General features: G+C 64.3%; 22 protein-coding genes. 3 read left to right on the plus strand and 19 right to left on the minus strand.

Going from position 1 to position 23,602, the window contains the following annotated elements; translation table 11 throughout:
• Positions 1–71 precede the first annotated feature (71 nt).
• The 13 genes from rpoB to BN69_RS14485 all read right to left on the minus strand — a co-directional run bounded on the left by rpoB (position 72) and on the right by BN69_RS14485 (position 14,238).
• Entirely contained in the window at positions 72–4,208 is a 4,137-nt protein-coding gene (gene rpoB / locus BN69_RS14425; protein WP_014892372.1) for a DNA-directed RNA polymerase subunit beta, read from the minus strand.
• Positions 4,209–4,389: 181 nt separating this feature from the next.
• Complete coding sequence (rplL, locus tag BN69_RS14430; RefSeq protein ID WP_014892373.1) at positions 4,390–4,767, minus strand: 50S ribosomal protein L7/L12; 378 nt, start codon at positions 4,765–4,767, stop codon at positions 4,390–4,392.
• A gap of 42 nt (positions 4,768–4,809) precedes the next feature.
• Positions 4,810–5,325 carry a 50S ribosomal protein L10 gene (rplJ, locus tag BN69_RS14435; protein WP_014892374.1) on the minus strand — a complete coding sequence of 172 codons (516 nt, stop codon included), beginning with the start codon at positions 5,323–5,325 and terminating at the stop codon, positions 4,810–4,812.
• Between the two features lie 500 nt (positions 5,326–5,825).
• A complete protein-coding gene (locus tag BN69_RS14440; protein WP_244434968.1) occupies positions 5,826–6,119 on the minus strand; it encodes a hypothetical protein in 294 nt (97 codons plus the stop codon).
• A 104-nt stretch (positions 6,120–6,223) separates the two neighbouring features.
• Positions 6,224–8,638, minus strand: a complete 2,415-nt coding sequence (pheT, locus tag BN69_RS14445; protein WP_014892376.1) for a phenylalanine--tRNA ligase subunit beta — start codon at positions 8,636–8,638, stop codon at positions 6,224–6,226.
• On the minus strand, positions 8,635–9,108 hold the full coding sequence (locus BN69_RS18560; protein WP_014892377.1) for a HEPN domain-containing protein: 474 nt from the start codon (positions 9,106–9,108) through the stop codon (positions 8,635–8,637). The genes pheT and BN69_RS18560 overlap by 4 nt, the downstream gene beginning before the upstream one ends.
• A gap of 2 nt (positions 9,109–9,110) precedes the next feature.
• On the minus strand, positions 9,111–9,413 hold the full coding sequence (locus BN69_RS14455) for a hypothetical protein (protein ID WP_014892378.1): 303 nt from the start codon (positions 9,411–9,413) through the stop codon (positions 9,111–9,113).
• Between the two features lie 11 nt (positions 9,414–9,424).
• Positions 9,425–10,507, minus strand: coding sequence for a phenylalanine--tRNA ligase subunit alpha (gene pheS, locus BN69_RS14460; protein WP_014892379.1), 1,083 nt, complete (start codon positions 10,505–10,507; stop codon positions 9,425–9,427).
• A 244-nt stretch (positions 10,508–10,751) separates the two neighbouring features.
• Positions 10,752–11,744 carry a bifunctional enoyl-CoA hydratase/phosphate acetyltransferase gene (locus BN69_RS14465; protein ID WP_014892380.1) on the minus strand — a complete coding sequence of 331 codons (993 nt, stop codon included), beginning with the start codon at positions 11,742–11,744 and terminating at the stop codon, positions 10,752–10,754.
• A 15-nt stretch (positions 11,745–11,759) separates the two neighbouring features.
• Positions 11,760–12,287: a DUF3280 domain-containing protein gene (locus BN69_RS14470; protein WP_014892381.1), complete on the minus strand. Its 528-nt coding sequence runs from the start codon at positions 12,285–12,287 to the stop codon at positions 11,760–11,762.
• Positions 12,284–13,051 (minus strand): M48 family metallopeptidase, encoded by a 768-nt coding sequence (locus tag BN69_RS14475; protein ID WP_014892382.1) that lies wholly within the window; start codon positions 13,049–13,051, stop codon positions 12,284–12,286. Before BN69_RS14475 ends, BN69_RS14470 begins: the two co-directional genes overlap by 4 nt.
• 117 nt (positions 13,052–13,168) lie before the next feature.
• On the minus strand, positions 13,169–13,783 hold the full coding sequence (locus BN69_RS14480) for an SCO family protein (RefSeq protein ID WP_014892383.1): 615 nt from the start codon (positions 13,781–13,783) through the stop codon (positions 13,169–13,171).
• A gap of 104 nt (positions 13,784–13,887) precedes the next feature.
• Positions 13,888–14,238 carry a hypothetical protein gene (locus BN69_RS14485; RefSeq protein ID WP_014892384.1) on the minus strand — a complete coding sequence of 117 codons (351 nt, stop codon included), beginning with the start codon at positions 14,236–14,238 and terminating at the stop codon, positions 13,888–13,890.
• Between the two features lie 153 nt (positions 14,239–14,391).
• Between BN69_RS14485 and BN69_RS14490 the strand changes: the two genes are divergently transcribed.
• The 3 genes from BN69_RS14490 (at position 14,392) to BN69_RS14500 (ending at position 17,900) form a co-directional block, all read left to right on the plus strand.
• Positions 14,392–15,909, plus strand: coding sequence for a helicase HerA-like domain-containing protein (locus BN69_RS14490; RefSeq protein ID WP_014892385.1), 1,518 nt, complete (start codon positions 14,392–14,394; stop codon positions 15,907–15,909).
• Positions 15,910–16,163: 254 nt separating this feature from the next.
• A complete protein-coding gene (gene rpoH / locus BN69_RS14495; protein WP_014892386.1) occupies positions 16,164–17,042 on the plus strand; it encodes an RNA polymerase sigma factor RpoH in 879 nt (292 codons plus the stop codon).
• A 180-nt stretch (positions 17,043–17,222) separates the two neighbouring features.
• The gene (locus BN69_RS14500; protein WP_014892387.1) at positions 17,223–17,900 is read left to right on the plus strand and encodes an SDR family oxidoreductase; all 678 of its coding nucleotides are present in this window, start codon (positions 17,223–17,225) and stop codon (positions 17,898–17,900) included.
• Positions 17,901–18,010: 110 nt separating this feature from the next.
• Here the strand turns inward: BN69_RS14500 and BN69_RS14505 are convergent, their stop codons facing one another.
• The 6 genes from BN69_RS14505 to BN69_RS14530 form a co-directional block, all read right to left on the minus strand.
• Positions 18,011–18,787 (minus strand): ABC transporter ATP-binding protein, encoded by a 777-nt coding sequence (locus tag BN69_RS14505; RefSeq protein WP_051013321.1) that lies wholly within the window; start codon positions 18,785–18,787, stop codon positions 18,011–18,013.
• Positions 18,729–19,484 (minus strand): ABC transporter permease, encoded by a 756-nt coding sequence (locus tag BN69_RS14510; RefSeq protein WP_014892389.1) that lies wholly within the window; start codon positions 19,482–19,484, stop codon positions 18,729–18,731. The genes BN69_RS14505 and BN69_RS14510 overlap by 59 nt, the downstream gene beginning before the upstream one ends.
• Positions 19,481–20,464 carry an ABC transporter substrate-binding protein gene (locus tag BN69_RS14515; RefSeq protein ID WP_014892390.1) on the minus strand — a complete coding sequence of 328 codons (984 nt, stop codon included), beginning with the start codon at positions 20,462–20,464 and terminating at the stop codon, positions 19,481–19,483. Before BN69_RS14515 ends, BN69_RS14510 begins: the two co-directional genes overlap by 4 nt.
• 156 nt (positions 20,465–20,620) lie before the next feature.
• Entirely contained in the window at positions 20,621–21,364 is a 744-nt protein-coding gene (locus BN69_RS14520) for an MBL fold metallo-hydrolase (RefSeq protein WP_014892391.1), read from the minus strand.
• 61 nt (positions 21,365–21,425) lie between these two features.
• On the minus strand, positions 21,426–21,911 hold the full coding sequence (locus tag BN69_RS14525; RefSeq protein WP_014892392.1) for a DUF6790 family protein: 486 nt from the start codon (positions 21,909–21,911) through the stop codon (positions 21,426–21,428).
• Positions 21,908–23,476, minus strand: a complete 1,569-nt coding sequence (locus BN69_RS14530; RefSeq protein WP_014892393.1) for an alpha/beta hydrolase — start codon at positions 23,474–23,476, stop codon at positions 21,908–21,910. The genes BN69_RS14525 and BN69_RS14530 overlap by 4 nt, the downstream gene beginning before the upstream one ends.
• Positions 23,477–23,602 lie beyond the last annotated feature (126 nt).

Consider the following 23,602-nt stretch of genomic DNA (forward strand, 5'->3'; position numbering starts at 1 on the left):
GATGAGGGCCCTCACCCGGCTCGACTGCGTCGAGCCACCCTCTCCCGCGAGCGGGAGAGGGAAACGCGAACTTACTCCGCCGCCTCGGCCGCCGTGGGCGGCGCTTCCTCTTCCGGCTCCGCATTGGTCAGTTCGACGTTCAGCGCCAGCGAGCGCATCTCCTTGATGAGCACGTTGAAACTCTCCGGAATGCCCGATTCGAAGGTGTCGTCGCCGCGCACGATCGACTCATAGACCTTGGTGCGGCCGGCGACGTCGTCCGACTTCACGGTCAGCATCTCCTGCAGCGTATACGCGGCGCCATAGGCTTCGAGCGCCCAGACCTCCATTTCGCCGAAGCGCTGACCGCCGAACTGCGCCTTGCCGCCCAGCGGCTGCTGAGTGACGAGCGAGTAGGGGCCGATGGAGCGCGCGTGGATCTTGTCGTCGACGAGATGGTGCAGCTTCAGCATATAGATGTAGCCGACGGTCACCTTGCGGTCGAAGGTCTCGCCGGTGCGCCCGTCGAAGAGCCGCACCTGACCTGACGAGGCCAGTCCCGCCTTCTCCAGCATGTCGACGATGTCCTTCTCGCGCGCGCCGTCGAACACCGGCGTCGCGATCGGCACGCCGCGCTTCAAATCCTTGCCGACTTCCACGAGGCTCGTCTCGTCGAGCGAGGCGAGTTCCGGATCGTCGCCGTAGATTCCGGTCAGCGCTTTGCGCAAAGGCTTGACGTCTTTGCTGCGATAATAGGCGTCGACCGCCTGGCCGACCTGCTTGCCGAGACCGGCGCAGGCCCAGCCGAGATGCGTCTCGAGAATCTGTCCGACGTTCATCCGGCTCGGCACGCCGAGCGGATTGAGCACGATGTCGACAGGCGTGCCGTCCTCGAGGAACGGCATGTCTTCCTGCGGCACGATGCGCGAAACGACGCCCTTGTTGCCGTGACGGCCGGCCATTTTGTCGCCGGGCTGGATCTTGCGCTTCACCGCGACGAAGACTTTGACCATCTTCATCACGCCGGGCGGCAGTTCGTCGCCGCGCTGCAGTTTCTCGACCTTGTCGAGGAAGCGGTTCTCAAGCCCCTTCTTCGACTCGTCATATTGCTTGCGCACGGCTTCGATCGACGCCATCAGCGCGTCGTCCTCGACGACGAAGGTCCACCACTGCGAGCGGGGATATTCGTCGAGGATCGCCTGAGTCAGCTTCTCGCCCTTCTTGAACGACTTGGGGCCGGCGACGCCGACCTTGCCGATCAGCGTTTCACAAAGGCGCGTATAGACGTTGCGGTCCAGGATCGCGAGCTCGTCGTCGCGGTCCTTGGCCAGACGCTCGATCTCCTCGCGTTCGATCGCCTGGGCGCGCTCGTCCTTCTCGACGCCGTGGCGGTTGAAGACGCGCACTTCGACGATGGTTCCCTGAACGCCCGGCGGCACGCGCAGCGACGTGTCGCGCACGTCGGAGGCCTTTTCGCCAAAGATGGCGCGCAACAGCTTCTCTTCCGGCGTCATCGGGCTTTCGCCCTTTGGCGTGATCTTGCCGACGAGAATGTCGCCGGCCTGCACCTCGGCGCCGATATAGACGATCCCCGCCTCGTCGAGATTCTTCAGCGTCTCTTCCGAGACGTTGGGAATATCGCGGGTGATTTCTTCCGGACCGAGCTTCGTGTCGCGCGCCATCACCTCGAATTCATCGATGTGAATGGAGGTGAACACGTCGTCCTTGACGATGCGCTCGTTCAGGAGGATCGAGTCCTCGAAGTTGTAGCCGTTCCAAGGCATGAAGGCGACGAGCACATTGCGCCCGAGCGCCAGATCGCCGAGGTCGGTCGACGGACCGTCGGCGATGATGTCGCCCTTCACCACAAGATCGCCGACGCGAACAAGCGGCTTCTGGTTGATGCAGGTCGACTGGTTCGAGCGCTGGAACTTCATCAGCCGATAGATGTCGACGCCGGGCTTGCCCGGATCGAGTTCTTCGGTCGCGCGGATGACGATACGGGTCGCGTCGATCTGGTCGACCACGCCGGTGCGGCGCGCCGAGATGGCGGCGCCGGAGTCGCGCGCCACGATCGGCTCCATGCCGGTGCCGACGAGCGGCGCGTCCGCCTTGACGAGCGGCACCGCCTGGCGCTGCATGTTCGACCCCATCAGCGCGCGATTGGCGTCGTCGTTCTCAAGGAACGGAATCAGCGCCGCGGCCACGGACACGAGCTGCTTGGGCGACACGTCCATCGCGTCGACCTTCTCGCGCGGCACGAGCATGACGTCGCCGGCGTGACGGCAGAGCACGAGGTCTTCCGTCAGATTGCCGTCCTTGTCGACTTGCGCGTTCGCCTGAGCGACGTGATATTTCGCCTCCTCCATCGCCGACAGATAGGCCACTTCGCCGGTCACCTTGCTGTCGCGCACGCGACGATACGGCGCTTCGATGAAGCCGTATTTGTTGACGCGGGCGAAGGTCGCGAGCGAATTGATCAGGCCGATGTTCGGACCTTCCGGCGTTTCGATCGGGCAGATGCGGCCGTAATGCGTCGGATGCACGTCGCGCACCTCGAAGCCCGCCCTTTCACGGGTCAAGCCGCCCGGGCCAAGCGCCGAGAGACGACGCTTATGCGTGATCTCCGACAGCGGATTGGTCTGGTCCATGAACTGCGACAGCTGCGACGAACCGAAGAATTCGCGCACGGCGGCCGCCGCCGGCTTGGCGTTGATCAGGTCCTGCGGCATGACCGTGTCGATGTCGACCGACGACATGCGCTCCTTGATGGCGCGCTCCATGCGCAGCAGGCCGAGGCGATACTGATTCTCCATCAGTTCGCCGACCGAGCGCACCCGGCGGTTGCCGAGATGGTCGATGTCGTCGATTTCGCCGCGACCGTCGCGCAGATCGACGAGCGCCTTGACGACCGCGAGGATGTCCTCGCGGCGCAGCGTCCGCGTCGTGTCCGGCGCGTCGAGATCGAGGCGCATGTTCATCTTCACGCGGCCGACGGCCGAGAGGTCATAGCGCTCCGGATCGAAGAACAGCGAGTGGAACATGTTTTCCGCCGTGTCCATCGTCGGCGGCTCGCCCGGGCGCATGACGCGATAGATGTCGAACAGCGCCTCTTCGCGAGTCGAGTTCTTGTCGACGGCGAGCGTATTGCGGATGTAGGGCCCGATATTGATGTGGTCGATGTCGAGCACCGGCAGCTCGTCGAAGCCCTTTTCGATCAGCAGCGGCAGCGTTTTCACGGTGATCTCGTCGCCCGCTTCGGCGAAGATCTCGCCGGTGGCGGGGTCGAAGAGGTCCTGCGCGAGATATTGGCCGTAGAGCTCTTCCGGCGCGACGCGAATCGCCTTCACGCCCTTCTCGGCGAGTTGGCGCGCGGCGCGCACGGCGAGCTTCTTGCCGGCTTCGAGAATCACCTGGCCGGTGTCGGCGTCGACCATATCGGCGACAGCCTTCACGCCCTTGATGCGCTCGGCGTCGAACGGCATGCGCCAGTTCTCGCCGTCCTGCGTGTACAGGATGGTCTTGTAGAAGGTCGACAGAATCTCTTCGCCGTCGAGGCCAAGCGCGAACAGGAGCGACGTCACCGGAATTTTGCGGCGGCGGTCGATGCGCGCATAGACGATGTCCTTGGCGTCGAACTCGATGTCGAGCCAGGATCCGCGATAGGGAATGATCCGGGCGGCGAACAGCAGCTTGCCCGACGAATGGCTCTTGCCCTTGTCGTGGTCGAAGAACACGCCCGGCGAGCGATGCATCTGCGAGACGATGACGCGCTCGGTGCCGTTGACGACGAAGGTGCCGTTCGACGTCATGAAGGGCATGTCGCCCATGTAGACGTCCTGCTCCTTGATGTCCTTGACCGACTTCGCCTGCGTGTCGGGATCGACGTCGAACACGATGAGGCGCAGCGTCACCTTGAGCGGCGCAGCGTAGGTCATGCCGCGCTGGCGGCACTCGTCGACGTCATATTTGGGCTGTTCGAACTCGTAGCGCACGAATTCGAGCAAGGAGACCTGCGAGAAGTCGGAGATCGGAAAGACGGACTTGAAGACGGACTGCAACCCCTCGTCAGGACGGCCGCCTTTCGGCTCGTCGACAAGGAGGAACTGATCGTAGGAGGCCTTTTGAACCTCGATCAGATTCGGCATTTCCGCCGCTTCGCGGATATGTCCGAAGAATTTGCGGATGCGCTTGCGACCGGTGAACTTTCTCGCCGACGTCTGAGCCATGTCGCTTTTCGAGCCTCTTTCTTCGTTGGGCCGACCGTCCCGCTGCGAGAGGTCCTTCGCCCGTCAAGCGCTCGTCATTGCGGCGTGAGTCCCGCGTCGGTGAGCGCCTTCTTTTTTCATTGGCCGCAGCCCCGGCGCGCCGGGGCTGCGACAATCGCGACGCCGCCAGAGGCGGCGGCGATTACTTGAGTTCGACCTTGGCGCCGACCTTTTCGAGAGCGGCCTTGATCTTCTCGGCCTCGTCCTTGCCCACGCCTTCCTTGATGGGCTTGGGCGCGCCTTCGACCAGGTCCTTGGCTTCCTTCAGGCCGAGGCCGGTTATTGCGCGGACCTCCTTGATGACCTCGATCTTCTTCTCGCCGGTCGCGGCCAGGATCACGTTGAACTCGGTCTTCTCCTCCACGACCGGCGCGGCGGCGGCGGCGCCCGGAGCGGCGGCGACGGCGACGGCGGCGGCGGCGGAGACGCCCCACTTCTCTTCGAGGAGCTTCGCGAGTTCAGCCGCCTCGAGGACGGTCAGCGCCGAGAGGTCTTCGACGATCTTTTCGAGATTTGCCATTTGTTGCGTCCTTTGAATTTGGTTTGTCTGGTTCTCGGCCTCTTAGGCCGCGTCTCGATTGGCGTAGGCTCCGAAGACGCGCGCGAGCTTGGCGGCTGGCGCGGTCGAGAGCTGAGCGACCTTGGTCGCGGGCGCCTGAATAAGGCCCACGAGCTTGGCGCGCAGTTCGTCGAGGGACGGCATCGTCGCAAGCGACTTGACGCTGTCCGGATTCAGAGCAGTCTTGCCCATGGCCCCGCCCAGGATCACAAACTTGTTGTTGTCCTTGGCGAAGGCCACGGCGACTTTCGGCGCCGCCACCGGATCGTCCGAATAGGCGATCAGGGTCGGCCCCTTGAGCAGGGGCGCGATGGAGGCGACGTCGGCGCCATCGAGAGCGATCTTGGCGAGGCGGTTCTTCGCGACCTGGACCGTCGCGCCAGCATTGCGGGCCTGCTTGCGCAGGTTTTGCAGCTGGGCCACGGTCAGGCCGGAGTAGTGAGCGACCACGACGACGCCGGTCTTCGAAAAGACTTCGCGCAACGCCGCGACCGCTTCCTTTTTCTCCGCTCTGTCCACGGTTGCTCTCTCTAACGGGCGGGAATCCCGCCGGTTGCGACATGTCGCTCGCTTGAGGCGAGCGACGCCGTAGATCCTGTCCCCGTCACGGCGCAACGCCGCGGCGGTTGAAGGGGCGCGAACCAAATTCGAAGGACGCACGCGGAAAGCCCGTTTGCGGCCTCTAAAATTCCGGTTTCCCCGTCTGTGCAGGCCGCCTTCAAGATGACGGATCGCTCCGCCTTCCCTTGGGCCGATTGAGCCGCTACAGGGTTGAAACCCCTTGCGTGCGCCGGCAGTCTCGGACAGGACATGGCCGGACGGGACACGAGGGAGAACCCCCGGGTCCGCCGGCCTATCCGCCGCCTTTTCCTAGGCCCTGTAGGGACTTGGGTCGAGGCGGAAGCTCAAAACTGAAAACGGGGCCGCAGGTCGATTGGCCAGCCCCGGATCGTCTATTTAAGGGGAGTGGGCCGGTTTGCCAAGGGGAAAAACAATGTTTCTCACCCAGTTCAGGAGCGTTACCGCCGCCCCGGCGTGAACTCCATCCGCACGCGGCCGCCGCGCCCGCGCGCCAGCTCGGCGCGCCCGGAGCGCGCGGCGGGGCGGGAGGCGCTGCGGCCCGACGCTTTCCCGCTGTGGCCGCCCTCGCTGGCGACGCCGGGATAGCTCGCTCCGCGCTGACCGCGCGTGGGACCGAAGGAGGCCAGGCAGCGGTTGTAGGCGTCGGCGTCCTTGATCGCTTCGCAATCATCGATGCTTCGCGGCGCGGCGAGCGCCGGAGCGGCGAAAAGGAGCGATGAGGCGAAGAGCATGGCGCCAATAATGCGCGCGTCATTGCGAGGAGCGGAGCGACGAAGCGCTCCAGGGGCGGCCTCAAAGCGCTGGATTGCTTCGCTTCGCTCGCAATGACGGACGGTCATCCCCTCAGCGTCGCGCCGCATTTCTTTTCCGCCTCCGTTACGATCTTCTGGGCCACCGCTTCGATCTCCGCGTCCGTCAGGGTCTTTTCCCGCGGCTGCAGCGTGACCGCGAGGCCAATCGATTTCTTGCCCTCGGCGACGCCCTTGCCCTCATACACGTCGAAGACGGCGACGTCGGCGATCAGGGTCCGCTCGGCGCCCTGCGCGGCCTTCACCAGATCGCCGGCCGGGGCGGCGCGATCGACGATGAAGGCGAAATCGCGGGAAACCGGCTGGAGATCTGAAATGTCCAGCTTCGGCTTGATCTTCGTCGGCTTCGCCTTGGGCGCGGGGAGCGCGTCGAGAATGATCTCGAACGCCGCCACCGGCCCCCCGACGTCCATGATTTTCAACGCCCGCGGATGCAATTCGCCGAAATGGCCGACGACGGTCTTCGGCCCGAATTGCAGCGTCGCCGAGCGGCCGGGGTGAAACCATGGCGGGCCCCCGGGAACGATCTGCAGACCGCCGGCGGCGACGCCGAGCGCATTGAGCAGCGCCATGGCGTCGGCTTTGGCGTCATAGGCGCCGGACTCGCGCGGCGGCGCCGACCAGTGGCGCCCGGCGCCCGCCAGTCCGCGCCGCACGCCCGCCGCCGCGAGGCGCTGGCCGGTCTCGGTCGCGTCGAGAAAAATCTGGCCGACTTCGAAGAGGTTCTGATCGCCGAGGCCCCGCGCGGCGTTGCGGCCGGCGGCGGCGACGAGGCCGGGCAGCAGGCTCGGCCGCATGTCGGAAAGATCGGCGGCGATCGGATTGGCGAGCGCCAGCGCCGGCTTGCCGCCGCCAAACGCCTCCGCCTGCGCCTTGGAGACGAAGGACCAGGTCACCGCCTCGACGAGGCCTTGGCCGGCGAGCGCGCGGCGGGCGTTGCGGGCGCGCTTCTGCATCATGGTCAGCACGGGCGGCGCGACGCCCTCGGCGCGCGGCAGCGGCGTCGAGGGCACATTGTCGACGCCGATCATGCGCACGACTTCCTCGACGATATCCGCCTTGACCTCGATGTCGGGACGCCAGGAGGGTACGGCGATGCGCGCGTCGGCGTCGCCGGCTTTCTCGACGGTAAAGCCGAGGCGCTGGAGGATGACCGTCGCCCGCGCGGGCTCGACGTCGATCCCCGCGAGGCGCTTGATCTCGCCCCACGGAAAATCGATGACGCGCGGCGCGCGTGGAACCGCTCCGGCGAGGGCGAGGTCCGACGGCTCGCCGCCGCAGAATTCCAGCACGAGCTGCGTCGCGAGTTCGATGCCGGGCAGCGCAAAGGCGGGGTCGACGCCGCGCTCGAAGCGATAGCGCGCGTCGGTGACGATGCCGAGCTTGCGGCCGGTGTGGGCGATATTCATCGGGTCCCAGAGCGCCGTTTCGATCAGCACGTCGGTTGTCGATTCATCGCAGCCCGACGCTTCGCCGCCCATGACGCCCGCGAGCGATTCAGGGCCATTGTCGTCGCAGATGACGACCATGCTCTCGTCGAGTTCGTATGTCCGACCGTCGAGCGCGAGCAGCGTTTCGCCTTCGCGCGCGCGGCGCACGACGAGATCGCCCTTCACCTTTTTCGCATCGAAGACGTGCAGCGGCCGCGCGCGATCGAAGGTCAGGAAATTGGTGATGTCGACCAGCGCATTGATCGGGCGAAGGCCGATCTCGCGCAGCCGCGCCTGCAGCCAGGCGGGGCTTTGTCCGTTCTTGACGCCGCGCACGAGCCGCAGGCCAAAGAAGGGCGCGAGATGCTTGTCATCTTCTTTAAAGTCGAGCGTCACGCTGACGGGGCAGGGGAACTTGCCTTCGACGGGCAGAATGTCTTTGTTCTTGAGGACGCCCAGCTCCGCCGCCGCAAGATCGCGCGCTATGCCATGGACGCCGGCGGCGTCGGGACGGTTGGGCGTCAGATTGATCTCGATGATCGGATCGTCGAGGCCCGCCCATAGCGCGTAAGAGGCGCCGACCGGCGCGTCTTCGGGCAGATCGATGATCCCCTCATGATCGTTGGAGAGTTCGAGTTCGGCCGCAGAGCACAGCATGCCGAGCGACTCGACGCCGCGGATGACGCCCTTGCCGAGCGTGATCTTCTTGCCGGGGATGTAGGTTCCCGGCGGCGAAAAGACGCTCTTCATGCCGGTGCGGGCGTTCGGCGCGCCGCAGACCACCTGCACGGGCGCGCCGGCGCCAGTATCGACCATGCAGACGCGCAAACGGTCGGCGTTTGGGTGCGGCTTCGCCTCGATCACGCGCGCGATGGTGAAGTCTTTGAGCTGCGCAGCGGGGTCGTGCACATGTTCGACCTCGAGGCCGATGCGCGTCAGCGTCTCGACGATCTCGCTGAGCGAGGCCGACGTGTCGAGATGTTCTTTAAGCCAGGAGAGGGTGAATTTCATTGGGTGCGGTTCTTGAAGATGAGATAGACGGCGAGCGTGCGGCGATCTTGAGAGGACAGATTCTTCAGTTCCGCGACGATGGATCGAGCTGATTGAACGAGCCGATCGCACTCGGACTTCCTGTATAAGCGTCCGCTTGGCAGATAGTCCGACCGAATCCTCTCGCTTTGAAGTTCTACGACGCGGTTTCCTATCGCCTTGAAGATTTGGTTATTGTTCAGGGGGGCGGCGCTGAACGCCAGTTTAAGTGACTTGTGGTCGAGGGCTCTATATACGCGCTCAAATTCCGGCGTCTTCTTTGAAGCGGCGCCCGAACCCAAAAGCTCTGATGCACATAGAGCGGTGATCGCGTGAAACACCGCATAATAGGCGGTGCTTACGGCGCGTCGTTCGACAGCGGCGCTCTTAATCTCGCGACTTCGGCGACTAAGCTCATCGGCCAGCCATAGCAGGCGTTCCACCATCGTCATGGCTAGTGCATTCCACGACTAACATCTTCGTCTTCTCCGTCGAAATCGTCCGCGCCCGGAAAGTCTTGATTGAGGAAAACGAATCTCTTGTCGCCCTGCTGTTGGAGGCGCTCGCGGATTTCGCCGACAGACTCATAGAGTTCGTCGACATTTTCGACCGGATGAGCCAAATGAACCGTGACGCGAATGATCTCTTCGCCGTCGAAGTCTTCCTCCACCTGCACATCCGCGCTGGAATAGCCGTCCTTGGCGAATCGCTGACTGAGCACGCCAGTGACGACTTCTGTTACCTGGGCCAAGTTCATCGTCGCATCTCCTACAAGCCGCTCAACCCGCCCGCGAGCGTCGGGAACTCGAGCGGCCTGAATCCATAATGCTCCAGCCAGCGCGTGTCGGCGTCGAAAAAGGCGCGCAGATCCGACATGCCATATTTCAGCATGGCCAGCCGGTCGACGCCGACGCCGAAGGCGAAGCCCTGATAGCGGTCCGGATCGATGCCGCAGTTCCTGAGCACATTGGGATGCACCATGCCGCAGCCCAAAATCTCCATCCAGTCCTCGCCCTCGCCGAAGCGGATCTCGCCGCCCTGGCGCCGGCACTGAACGTCCACCTCCATCGACGGTTCGGTGAAGGGGAAGAAGGACGGACGAAAGCGCAGCTTCACGCCCTTCACCTCGAAGAAGCTCCTTAAAAATTCTTCGAGCGTCCATTTGAGATGCCCAAGATGCGTGGTCTCGTCGATGACGAGCCCCTCGATCTGATGGAACATCGGCGTATGCGTCTGGTCGAAGTCGCAGCGATAGACCCGGCCCGGGCAGATGACGCGGATCGGCGGCTTCTGGGACAGCATCGTGCGTACCTGCACCGGGCTCGTATGGGTGCGCAGCAGCCGTTTCTCGCCAGTCTCCGCCGTCAGAAAGAACGTGTCCTGCATCTCCCGCGCCGGATGCCCCTCGGGGAAGTTGAGCTTGGTGAAATTATAGTCGTCGCTCTCGATGTCCGGCCCCTCGGCGACCGCGAAGCCCATGTCGGCGAAGATGATCGAGAGCTCGTCCGTGACCTGCGAAATCGGATGGATGCGCCCGCGCTCCAGCGGTCCCGCCGGCGCAGGCAGCGTCATATCGAGCGTCTCGGCCGTAAGGCGCATCGCCAAAGCCGCATCGGCAAGCTGCTCGCGTCGCGCGGCGATCGCCTCCGCCGCCTTGTCCTTCAGCGCATTGATCTTCGCGCCCTCGGTCTTGCGCTCCTCGGGCGACATCTTGCCCAGCGTCGCGAGCAGCGCCGAGATCGCGCCCTTCTTGCCGAGCGCGGCGAGGCGCACGGCTTCGAGCGCCGCCTCGTCGGCGGCCTCGTCGATCTGGCGCAGCGTGTCTTCTTCGAGTTTGGCGAGGTCGGTCATTTCGGTTTCGATTTTCGCGAAGGCCATCGAGTCCTCATCCTGAGGAGCCCGCGCCCGAGCCGGGCTTGCCCGACTTGGGGATGGGCGTCTCGAAGGACGAGGACGCGATGGGCGCGCGGCCTATGCCCTCGTGCTTCGAGACGGCTCCTGCGGAGCCTCCTCAGCATGAGGGCATAGGACAGCCGTTCACGCCGGGAATACTTGCGCCGCCTTCTGCCATGCGGGGGGCCGCCTGTCGAGAACGCTAGGGAACGGCGCGCGGGCGGTGGGTGAAGATCTGCGCCAGCGCCGAAGAGACGACGCGCGAATCGACGTCGTCGGCGCGGCTCGTCAGCACGATCGGAACGCGCGCGCCGAGCACCAGCCCCGCGGTGTCGGCGCCGCCGAGGAAGACGAGCTGCTTCGCCAAAATATTGCCCGCCTCGAGATCGGGCGCGACCAGAATGTCGGCGTCGCCGGCGACCTCGGACTCTATGTGCTTGGCGTCGGCCGCTTCGCGCGAGATGGCGTTGTCGAAGGCCAGCGGACCGTCGAGGTCGGCGCCGGCGATCTGGCCGCGGTCGGCCATCTTGCACAGCGCCGCCGCCTCGATGGTCGAAGGGATTTTCCCTTCGACCGTCTCCACCGCCGAAAGCAGCGCCACCTTGGGACGTTCGATGCCGATCGCATGGGCGAGATCGACCGCGTTGCGAACGATGTCGCGTTTAAAATCCAGCGTCGGCGCAATGTTGATCGCCGCGTCGGTGACGAGCAGCAATTTGTGATAATATGGCGCGTCGATCACGAAGACATGGCTGATCCGCCGGTCCGTGCGCAGTCCGGCGCCCTCGCGTATGACAGCGGTCATCACCTCGTCGGTGTGCAGCGCGCCTTTCATCAGCGCATGCAGCCGGCCGCGGCGCACGAGCTCCACCGCCTGATCGGCGGCGGCGTGGCTGTGCGGCGCGTCGACGATCTCGACGCCCTCCAGCGAGACGCCGCTCGTGCGGGCGGCCGCCTCGATCTTCGCCCGCGGTCCGATAAACGTCGGGACGATCAGCCCTTTGTCGCGCGCGGCGATCGCGCCTTCGACCGAGCGCGCGTCACAAGGATGGATGACGCCCATGCGGATGGGCGGCAGCGCCTGCGCCTGGCGCACCAGCGCATCGAGCAAGGCGCCGCGCGTGCGCGCTTGCGCCACCATGGACCAGGGCGGGCGCGACGTCGCCGTCGGTTCACAGCCAGCGCTCTGGCTCATACGGGCCTCCTTCGATCAGTTCGGCGGATCGCGGGCGATGCGATCGACGAAGAATTTCGTCGCGCGCGCCCAGGATTGATCATTATCGCCGCGAAAATCGAATCCCTGATGATAGATCAGCTCGCCCGTCGAGACGCGCGCGATTGAAACGCCCATGCTGAGGATCAGCGTGCTGACCTTATTGACGACGCCGGTTAGAACGAGATCGGCGCCCGCCTTGCGGGCCAGCGACGCTTCGCAGCCGTTGCAGGTGCGAATGTAGGTTTGTTTCAAGATCGCGTCGAGATCCGCCGCGATGGGGCCCCGGTCGACGATGTCATAGACGCGACGCGCGGCGAGTCCCGCTCCGATGTCGTCACGCGCCCGCGCCAGTCGTTTTGCATGTTCGGCGCTTTGGTCGACAGGCTCGTTTGACGTGTCGACCAGCTCGAAATCGAGAACGAGCAGGCGTTTGCGCGGCTCTTCGGCCAGCGCCGACGCGGCGCGCGACAGCGGGAGCGACAGGAGCAGGGCGAGTCTGAGCAGGCCGCGGCGGTCGATCATCGCGCTTTGGCTCCATATTTGTGGAGGTGCGCGCCATGGGCGGAGAGCCAGGCTTCGGCGTGATCCGTGTCGGCGCAGAGCCGCCGCGTCAGCTCCCAAAATCGCGGCGAATGGTCGAGATGCACGAGATGCGCGACCTCATGGGCGGCGAGGTAATCGAGGACGAAGGGCGGCGCCATGATCAGCCGCCAGGAAAAGTTCAGCGAGCCGGAGGCCGAACACGATCCCCATCGGCTGATCGGATCGCGCAGGCCGACGCCGCGGGGCGGCAGACTGAGCGCGGCGGTGTGGCGGGCGACGGCCTCTTCGAGGTCGCGCCGCGCCTCCCGCTTCAAATAATCCTGAACGCGGCGGTGCACATGTTCGGTCTGACCGGCGACGCACAGCGCGAAGGGAGCCTCGGCGTCGTCTCTTGGTTCGATCCAGGTGACGCCGCGGCGGTCCGGATGATGGGCGATCATATGATCGACGCCGCGAAGAGGCGCGACCGAACCATGCGCGAAGGGAATGGTTGCAGGCAGCCTGTCGAGACGCGAGGCGATCCAGGCGGCGTGACGCTGAGCGAAATCCCGCGCATCGCGCAGTGACGCCCGCTTCGGCATCGTCAACACCGCATCGCGCGCGGCGAAACGCACGCGCAAGGTGAATCGCCGCGCATTCTGCGACCGACGCAAAGCGACGAGAATTGTTTCGCCGGCGTGAACCAATGTGAGAATCGACGCGCCGCCATTTGGCGCCGGTCCCTCGCGCAGGAGTCGAAGCATAGCGCTCATGCTAGCGCAAACGCCATAGGAGTCGCGAGTTCCAAAATTGCGGCAGGATGAAAATATTTCCCTTGCGTTGCTTTTTTGCGCGCTCTGCGATGCGGGCGACTGTGCGCGCTACAGATGGCGTTCAAGCTCACGCGCGGCTTCGGCGGGGCGTCGCGCCACGTTGAACGGGCTTACAAAGCGGCCCTTTTTGTCCATCAGATAAACGACAGTGGTGTGGTCGACGGAATAGTCCTCGTCCTTGCCGGGCGCACGCTTAGAGAAGATGCGATATTCGCGCAGCACGGGATCGATCGACGCGCGCGGACCGGTGACGCCGATGATGCGCGGATCGAAATTGGAGAGATAGTCTTTGAGCGCCTCGGGCGTGTCCCGTTCCGGATCGACGGTGACGAACAGCGCGCCGACTTTCGTGTCCGGTCCCATCGCCCGCAAGATCTCCGACATCTCGAAGAGCGTCGTATGACAAATATCAGGACAATGCGTATAGCCGAAGAAGACGAGGAAGGGCCGGCCGAGAAAATCCTGCTCGGTCACCTGCTGCCCGGTATGCGCGGTGAGCTGAAAAGGTCCGCCGATGACTTCCGTCGACGTCGTGGGCTTGCCGCTGGTGAAGTAGACGAAGGCGCCGAATATGAGCGCGAAGACCGCGCCGACGCCGATCAGCAGCGGCCTCGAAATGCCTGGTCCGCTGGCGGATTGTGCGCCCTTTGCGCTGCGTTTCATTCCCTTTGCGCCACCCTTCGATCCGTTGGCCATCGTGCGTTTCCTGATTGTTGTCGTGTGCGGCGCGCGCCGCAGCGGGTCCGCTTGGCGAACCGCGAATAGGATCAGTCCGCGAAAACTATATGGGCGTCATTGCATAAGTCCACGTCGCCTGAATCCTTCGCGTCGTCGAACGCCCAACGCGCCTCAAAGCGGCAACCTCTGGCGCCGGTGATCGGAAACCGCGTGTGGCCTCCGGCGGCCAGCGGCTTATCGAGCTTGCCGACGATGGCTTCCGGGGTCTTGTCTTTGGCCGCCATGACGATCTCGAAGCTCTTGAGCGGCACGGGACGCTGGTTCTCCAGATCGACGGTTTGCGCCAGCTTCGCCGGCGCCGTTCGCGGCTTCGGCGCGCCGACCGCCGGCGCGACGCCGGCGGCGGCGATGACGCCGATCATCGCCAAGCGTAGCTTCATTGGACCCTCTCCCGGCGGGAACTTATCCCGCCCTTTTGCATTCGCCAAGCACTGTCGGCGCCTGTGCGGCGCCGAACGGGCGGATATGCGCGTCCCGCGCCGATGGTGTAGCTTCGCGCAATTGCGATTCCTGACTGTGAAAGCGCTTTAACCATGAGCGAAACTCCGAGCCCCGCTCCAGGCAAAATCCTCATCGGCGCAAGCGTAACGGACGGGAAACCGCGCGCTTACCGCTACCTTCTGCTCGCGCTTGGCAATCGCCATGGCTTGATCGCGGGCGCAACCGGCGGCGGCAAAACCGTTTCGCTGCAGCTGCTCGCCGAAGGCTTCTCGAACGCCGGAAGCTGCGTCTTTCTCGCCGACGTCAAAGGCGATCTCGCGGGACTGTCGCAGCCGGGCGAAGGCAAGTCGGCCTTCGTCGCGCGCGCCAGGGAGATTGGCGTCGCTTACGAGCCCGATCGGTTTCCCGTCGCCTTCTGGGACGTTTTTGGCGAACAGGGACACCCGGTTCGCGCTTCGATCTCGGAAATGGGGCCGCTGCTGCTGTCGCGCCTGCTCGATCTGAACGACACGCAAGAGGGCGTTCTCAACATCGTTTTCAAGGCGGCCGACGAGCAGGGCATGTTGCTGCTTGATTTGAAGGATCTGCGGGCGATGCTCGCGCATGTCGCCGAGAACGCCGCGGCCTACAAACAGAAATACGGGAATGTGGCGCCCGCGAGCGTCGGCGCCATTCAGCGCCAGCTGTTGGTGCTGGAGACGCAGGGCGGCGATCAGTTTTTTGGCGAGCCGGCGCTCGACATCATGGATTTCCTGCGTGCCGATCGCGACGGCCGCGGGGTCATCAACATCCTCGCCGCAGACAAGCTCATGCGCGCGCCGCGGCTCTATGCGACCTTCCTTCTTTGGATGCTTTCCGAACTGTTCGAAACCCTGCAGGAAGTCGGCGATCTCGAAAAGCCGAAGCTCGTCTTCTTCTTCGACGAGGCGCATCTTCTGTTCAACGACGCGCCGAAGGCGCTGCTGTCCGCGATCGAACAGGTCGTGCGTCTCATCCGCTCGAAAGGCGTCGGCGTCTATTTCATCACGCAAAATCCGCTCGACGTGCCGGATACGGTTCTGGGCCAGCTCGGCAATCGCATCCAACATGTGCTGCGCGCATTCACGCCCCGCGATCAGAAGGCGGTGCGCGCCGCCGCCGAGACGTTTCGCGACAATCGCGCCCTCGAGGAAGCCGAGGCGATCATGCAGCTTGGAGTCGGCGAAGCGCTGGTGTCCATGCTCGACGCCAAGGGAACGCCGGAAGTCGTCGAACGAACGCTGATCGCGCCGCCGTCCGCCCGCGTCGGACCGATATCGCCGCAGGAGCGGAAGGCCGTCATGGCCGCGAGCGCCTTCGGGGGAAAATACGACACGATGGTCGATCGCGAATCCGCTTTCGAAATGCTGCAGGCGCGCGCCGCCAAGGGCGAGGCCGAAAGCGGCGCAGGCGGCGGTCTGCTCGGCGCGCTCGGCGGCATATTGGGCGGCATTTTTGGCAAGGGCGACAAGAAGCGCATGTCGCCCGCGGAGCTTGCCGCGCGCGCCGCGATCCAATCGGCGGCGCGGTCCGCCGGGACGCAGATCGCGCGCCAAATTCTGCGCGGCGTGCTGGGCGGAATGTCGAAGTGAATTCGCGCCTCAAGATCGCGGGATCATAACGGGCAGGATCTTCGCCAAACTTGCGCGGCTAAACTTGCGCGGCCGAGCCTTTGAAACGCGCCATTCACATTGCTGAATCTTAATCCGTGCTTTAGCCTCCCTTCACGCAATTGTCATTTTCCAGCCCTCTAGGGGCGCCCTATAATGTCCCCCTGTCGCGGCCGGCGTTTCGTGGCCGCGCTTTGCGGACCCGCCATACTCAGGGGGTTCGTCAGGAGGGACTTATGGCGAATGCCTTGCCAATCGTCTCAGAAGACGGCCTAGCCCGCTATCTATCTGAAATCAGGCGGTTTCCAATGTTGGAGCCGCAGCAGGAATATATGCTTGCCAAGCGCTGGCGCGAACATGAAGACGCGAAAGCCGCGCAGGAGCTGATCACGTCGCATCTGCGACTCGTGGCGAAGATCGCCATGGGCTATCGCGGCTACGGCTTGCCGATCGGGGAAATCGTCTCCGAAGGCAATGTCGGCCTCATGCAGGCCGTCAAGCGCTTCGAGCCCGAGCGCGGCTTCCGCCTCGCGACCTATGCAATGTGGTGGATCCGCGCCTCGATCCAAGAGTATATTTTGCGCTCCTGGTCGCTCGTCAAAATGGGCACCACCGCGAGCCAGAAGAAGCTCTTCTTCAACCTTCGCAAGGCCAAGAGCCGCATCTCCGCTTTCGAAGAAGGCGACCTGAAGCCCGAGAACGTCGAAAAGATCGCGCATCGGCTTGGCGTGTCCAAGCAGGACGTCATCGACATGAATCGCCGCATGGGCGGCGACGCTTCGCTCAACACGCCGTTGCGCGAGGAGGGCGAAGGCGAATGGCAGGACTGGCTCGTCGACGACAGCGTCGATCAGGAGCATCTGCTTGTCGCCCACGAAGAAAGCGACAATCGCCTGAAGGCGCTGCGCGGTGCGCTTGACGTGCTCAATCCGCGCGAGCGGCGCATCTTCGAGGCGCGGCGACTGTCAGACGATCCTGTCACGCTCGAAACGCTCTCCGAGGAATTCGGTGTGTCGCGTGAACGCGTGCGCCAGATCGAGGTGCGCGCCTTCGAGAAGGTCCAGGCGGCGGTGCGCGACGGCGTCGCGCGGATCGAAGCGGCGCCCGCGGCGTAACGGCGCCGAATCCGAGGAATGATTGACGCGGCGCAGGAACGCGCCGCGTCTTCCCAGCCGGTCACGCCAGGTCGGTCTGCTCCTGCAAAAACGCGCCAACTCACCAGAGCTGGTTGCGCCTGCCCCAAGCCGTCGCTCGCTCTATATGGGTGAGACAGGGAGGCGCGCCAAAACAGCGATATGTCCCATTGGCTCATCGTCGGCGCCAGCCGCGGCATCGGACTTGAAACTGCGCGCCAGCTTTCGGCGCGAGGGGAGCGCGTGACCGCGAGCGTGCGCAGCGCGGCGGGGCTGGCGGCGCTGAAAGCGGCCGCGCCGCAGGCGGCGACCCTGCATTTCGACGTGCGCAATGAGGCCGAGATCGAGGCCGCCGCCGCGCGTGTCCGCGATCCGATCGACGTGCTGATCGCCAACGCCGGCGCCTATGGGCCGCAGCGCCAATCCTCGACCGACATGGATTTCGAAGGCGCGCTCGATCTGCTCTCGGTCAATACGCTCGGCCCGCTGCGCGTCGTCCAGGCCTTTCTGCCGCTGGTGAAGCGGAGCGCCCATCCCCGCATCGTGTTGATGACCAGCAGACTGGGCTCGATGTCGCTGGGCGGGACGGTCAATGTCGCCTACCGCGTCTCGAAAGTCGGGTTGAACAAGATCGCGCAATGTCTCGCCGACGATTTGAAGCCGGAAGGCGTCATCGTCGTCGCCCTCAGTCCGGGTCGGGTGCGCACCGACATGGGCGGGCCGAACGCCACGCTCGACGTGCGCGACAGCGTGGCGGGCGTCATTCACACCGCCGAGTCGCTGACGCTCGCCGATACGCGCCGCTACCTCGACTATCGCGGGGAGGAGCTTCCCTGGTGACGCGTTTGAAGATGCGCGCTGATTAGGTTCGCAAAACCAAGATTGCTGGATCGGCGCTGGATTCCCGGTCAGGCCGTCGGCCTGCCGGGAATGACGCCCAAGCGAACGGATTATCCGCAATCCGTTTGAGACTGCTGCTGCGGCCCGGCGCGCGCGACGGCGAGCGCGTCCCGCGCCTGGGTCTCGAGCTTCTCCGCGGTCTCTCTCTCCAACGCGCGTCGCGGCGTCGGCACGTCGAGCGTCGCGACGACGCGCGCCGGACGCGGCGATAAAAGGAATATCCTGTCCGCGAGCGCAATCGCTTCGGCGAGATCATGCGTCACGATCAGCGTGGTGATCCGCCGCTCGTCGATGAGTCTTGCGATCATCTCGCGCAGGTCTTTAGCAAGCGCCGCGTCGAGCGAGACCAGCGGCTCGTCGAGCAGCAGCAGGTCCGGCTTGACCGCGAGCGCGCGCGCCAGCGCGACGCGCCGGGCGAGCCCCAGCGAGAGTTCGCGCGGGAAATGCGACGCGTGTTCGGCGAGCCCGAGTTCGTCGAGAAGCGCGGCGATGTCGTCTTCGCGCGCATGCGGCGCGGCGATGCTTATATTATCGATGACGCTGCGCCAGGGCAGCAATCGCGGCTCCTGGAAAACCATGCCGAGCCGGCCGTGTTCGGGCAGGACGATCGCTCCGACATAGTCCTTGTCGAGTCCGGCGATGAGCCGCAGCAGAGTCGTCTTGCCGCAGCCGGACGGACCGACGACCGCGCCCGCCTTTCCGGCGGGCAGCGTCAGCTGCAAATCCTCCAGCGCGCGCAGCGGCCGTCGGCTCGCGGCATGATAATCCTTAGACGCGATCGAGACGTCGAGAGACGCCGCGCCGCCAGCGCGAGACGTGTCGTTCAAGAGGCTGCACCAGAAAGGTTTCGACGCCGAGCATCAGCGCGACGAAGGGAAGCGCGTAAGCAAGCAGAAGCTTCATGTCAAAGAGCTGAAACGCCATATTGATTTCAAAACCGACGCCGTTGGAGCGCCCCAACAGCTCCACGACGAGGACGATCTTCCAGACGAGCGACAGGCCGGAACGCGTCGCCGCCGCAAGATAGGGCGCGAGCTGCGGCAGGACGAGATGCTTCGCGCGTGCGGCCGGCGAAAAGCGGAAGACCTGCGCCATGTCTTCAAGATGCGGATCGAGCGCGCGCGCGCCCTCGCGCACGACGACGATGGCGTTGGGCAGCTTGTTGAGCGCGACGGCGCCGATCGCGGCGACTTCGGTCAGTCCCGCCCAGACATAGGCGAGCACGATGACGACCAGCGCCGGCAGATTGAGCAGCGTGACGAGCCAGGGATCGAGCAGCCGGTCGGCGAGCTTGCTGCGGCCCATGACATAGCCGATCGCTGCGCCGAAACTCATCGCGAGCGCAAAGGCGGCGACGACGCGCGCAAGCGTGATCGCGAGATTGAAGAACAGCCCGCCGGAGAGCGCCTCCTCATAAATCTTCTCGAAAACGGCGGCGGGTCCCGGGAGGCGATGCGGATCGGACAGCCACGCGCCGATCTGCCAAAGCAGAAGCAGCGCCGCAAGCGAGACCAGACGGATCAATGCGGCTTGCCTTCGGCGCCCTTATAGAAGGTTCCAGGATCGAGCGTTTTGCCGGGGCCGACGAGCTTTTCGCCGCCGAGCGCGGCGAGCGCCCCATAGAGCGTCCGGGCGTCGGCCTCTTCCTGGGCGATCGAGCGTTTCGGCGCGCCGGCGACATAGCGCTTGCGGTAGATGTCGAGCGTCTTGGCGTCCTTGCCGCCGAGGCGCTGCGCGATGACTGCGCCCCAGGCCCTATCGGACGTCGCAATCAGCTCCTTGGCTTTCTTCGTCATCGAAAAGAACCGCGCCAGCGCGTCCTTGTTCTTCGCCGCGAAATCCTCGTCGAAGACATAGCCGGTGACGACGACGTCGCCCTTGGCGCCGAGCGCCTTTTCGACCTCGGTGAGCTCAACGGCGCGGGCGAAGCCTTGGGCTTCGAGGTCGGCGGCGAAATTCCAGAATTCGAGCGCCGCGTCAATTTCGCCCTGCAGCGCCTTTTCGGCGATGAGCGGCGGCGCGCCGTACAGCACCGTCGCCGTCTTATCGAGATCGACGCCATCTTTGAGCGCATAGGCTTTGAGCATCAGCCAGCTCTTGTCGAGCGGCCCGCCGGCGACGCCGAGCGTCTTGCCGGCGAGGTCATTGACGCTCTTGATCGCGGGGTTCTTGGTCATCACCGCGCCGATCGCCGATGAGTGCGGGTAGAAGGTCAGCTTCGCGCCCTGCGCGCGCTGGCGGGCGACCCATAGCCAATCGGAGACGATGATGTCGGCGCCGCCGCCCTGGATGGCGATCTTGCCGGCGTCGGTCGAGGCGAGTTCGGCGGCGTCGATGTCGAGCTTCGCATTCTTGTCGAGGCCGAACGCCTTGGCGACGGCAAGCTCCCAGCCGAGCGTGCCAGTCTTCTGCAGCGCGATGCGCAGTTTTTCCGCCTGCGCCGGCGCGCCGGCGAGGAACAGGCTGGCGAGACAGGCGGCGAGAGCGACGAAGAAGCTGCGCATGTTTTCCTTTAGCTGTGCGCAGAAGTCTTACCGCAGGTAAGACTTTTCGTCGATGCGTCTGCACCCTCTTGACGATAGCGTTCGATCCCACTTGCGCGATTTCACCCTCCCCCTCAAGGGGAGGGTGGGCGCTCGCGCTTCGCCGAGAGTCCTGCCTCAGGGCGAGGGCAGGCGCGAACTCTTCGCCGCAAGCGCCGCGTCATAATAGTCGGCGAGCTGCGCGAGCAGGGCGGCGCAGTCGCCTTCGTAGCTCGAGCCGTGCATCATCGCGAGGCGATGGGGCGCGAGCGCCGCGAGGACGCGGATCGTCGGGCCGGTCATCGGCGTCAGCGACGTGGCCTGGAAGGCGTTCTCCGCCGTGATCGCCGCTTGGAGCAGGCTGTCGCGCGTCAGGGCCGGCCCCTGACCGATCTGCGTGAGGAGATCGCCGCAGAACAGCGTGCTTGTCGTCTCCTCGTAGATCACCCCCGATTCCCACGCATGCGGCACATGCGGCGTGTCGATGTAGCGCACGCGCCTTCCGCCGATGTCCATGATTTCGCCATTCGCAAGGGCGCGCGGCGGCCGGTCGGCGAGATCATTGAGCGACACCATGCACGCCGTCTGGCCATGAACCACCTGCGCCCGCGGCGCAGCGGCGAGCCAGAGATTCATCGCGCCGCATTCATCGGCTTCGACATGGCCGAAGGAGATCCAGCGCAGTCGCTCGACCGGCATGATCGCGCCCAGGGCCTTGGACACAAGCGGAAACAGCGCACGCGGGCCGCAATGAAAGAGCAGCGGCTCGTCGGCGTCGATGAGGAACTGGTTGAAGGTGAAACCGGCGGGCGCCGCGATCTCTGGCATATATGTCGACAGACGATAGATGCGCTCGGCGATTTCATCGACCTTCGTTTCCATCTCACCCTCTGACGGCGTTCGGTCGCCGCATGCGTGAATTCGCGCGGCCCTTCATCTGCGCCTAGCCCTTCTCCGCGTCCCATCGATGGCGAAGGTAAAGCAGCAGGAGCAGCCAGAGCGCGATAAAGCCGTCGGAGAAGATCGTCAAAAAATTGTAGGGCGCATAGTCCCCGGCGCGAAGCGTCTGCGCGATGTGGCCGTAAGTCGCCCCGAGCATGAACAACGACCATCCAAGCCCGGTGGCGAGCCAAAAGGCGCCGCGGATCCAAATGCAGAGAAATCCGAGAACGCCCCAGGCGCCGTCGTGAACGCCGACTTCGAACTGGAACGGGCTGCCCGGCGCCCAGCCGATGCTGCGCGCCGTCTGATCGGGGAAGAAGACATGCGGGACGAAGCCGAGCGGCAGGCCGATGACGCCGACGTCGAGAACCAGCGCATACAGCAGCAGCAGGCGAATGACGCGCGCGCGAGTCCTTGGGACTCTGCTGAGCGCCAAATGCGCCAGCGGCAGCAGCACGCTTAAGAATGCGACGATCAGTCCGATCATGTTGAAGCCGCCTGAACAGCGTCTTGCGCCGTAGCGGCGGCGATGCTGCGTTCGCTGGGCTTGAGCGCCTTGATCTGATGTTCTTCACATAGCGCGCTCAATGCGGCGAGACCGCCATAGAGCTTCTCCGTGTCGCCATAACCGATGGCGGCGAATCGATAAATGAGCCGACGCACGAGGCTGGGCTTCAAGAAATAGCCCGAGTGAACGTCGACTTCGCCTTTCACATAAATCCAAAGCAGGCGGAGATGTCCGAGCCAGGACAAGCTCGGCGCCGCGCCGCGCGTGGCGTCCGTCACCACGCCATGACCCTCATCGTCGATGCTGTCGGTGCAATCGAAATAGGTCAGTCTCTGGGCGAATGATTCTTCCGACTGCACGGCGTCGAGTTGGGCGTAAAGCTCATAGAGGGTGCAGGCGCCGACGCGCAAATTGCCGAGCGTGAGCTGTTCGGAAATTCCCCAGCGCGTCAGCACGCCGACATTGCCAAGTCGGTAGCCGAATCTGCGGCTCTTCGTCGGCAGCGAGAAGAAATTCGCCGTCGTCGAAATGTCGCGCAAAACCTCGTCGCCTTCGTTGCAGAAAAGATGCGCCTCCTGAAAGCGGATCAATGACGAGTGCAGCGCGTTGCTTCGGCCGAGCAGCAGCACCTCCGCCGGAATGTCGGGCGAGACCAGCACGAGGCGGCGCAAGAGAAAACTCTTGCCGATCTTCGATCTGACTTCCCGTTGCTGACGCTCGACTTCGCTTCCCAGCAGCGCCGGTCCGTGACGCATGGCGGCGATCGCCTCGGGCGAAAACACGTCGGACAAAATGCGCACGGCGTTGGTGACGACGAAGCCGCCCATGCTGTGTCCGATAAAGGAGAGGTCGACCCGTCCGGCGAGATCGTCGGCGTCGGTTCTGAGGGATCGCCGTTTCGGGTGTTTGGATAATTTATCGTCTATATCCCGAATGAGATTCACGAGGTCGGGCACGCCGTAATTCGTCGCTCGAAACCCGTCACGAAAATAGACGATGAGCCGAAGCAGAAACAGCGTAAGCGGAACGACGGCCATCGCGGCCGTTATGGCGGTTATGGCGACGCGCGCAAACGTCCACCAATCGCAGATCTCAAAATAGAAGTTCACCAGATAAACCGCCGCGAGGGCGGTAAACAGAACGCCGATGAGGAATAGGGGAGCGGCTTGCAAACCGCTCCGCCAGGGCGTTCCCATCGCTTCAGACGGCCAACGGTAGCCGACGCAAACAAGGCCCCGCCCTTGAAGCTCGGCGTCCTCGCTCACCGCAAGGAAGGACTTCTGATAGGTGTCAAGAACGCGGTCGCGCGGCGTATTGAAGCCATGCACGGTGATCAAAAGCTTGGGATTTTCCCGGTCGGCCAATGTTTCGACGATATGATCGATCGTTGAAGGCTTGCAGTATTCTGGGGTCGAGGGGACGCTTTCCTTATCGTCGATATTTTCGGGAGCTGTGCTTTCGACAAAGAACGCAGGCGCAAAAGCTTTTCCCGCTCCGGTCGCGACCTCGACCTCGTACACCGCCAATTCTTGAATCTGCGCCATGGATTGGCTCCAATTTTTCGGTTGAGCAAAAATCCTTAAGTGAGTATTTAGCCGGTCCGAGCATGCCTCAGCGCCGCCTGTGCGACAAGCCGAAGCGCTGTCTGCCTTTTTGTGAACTCCCTATGT

It is taken from the genome of Methylocystis sp. SC2 (assembly GCF_000304315.1).
Taxonomy (GTDB): Bacteria; Pseudomonadota; Alphaproteobacteria; order Rhizobiales; family Beijerinckiaceae; genus Methylocystis.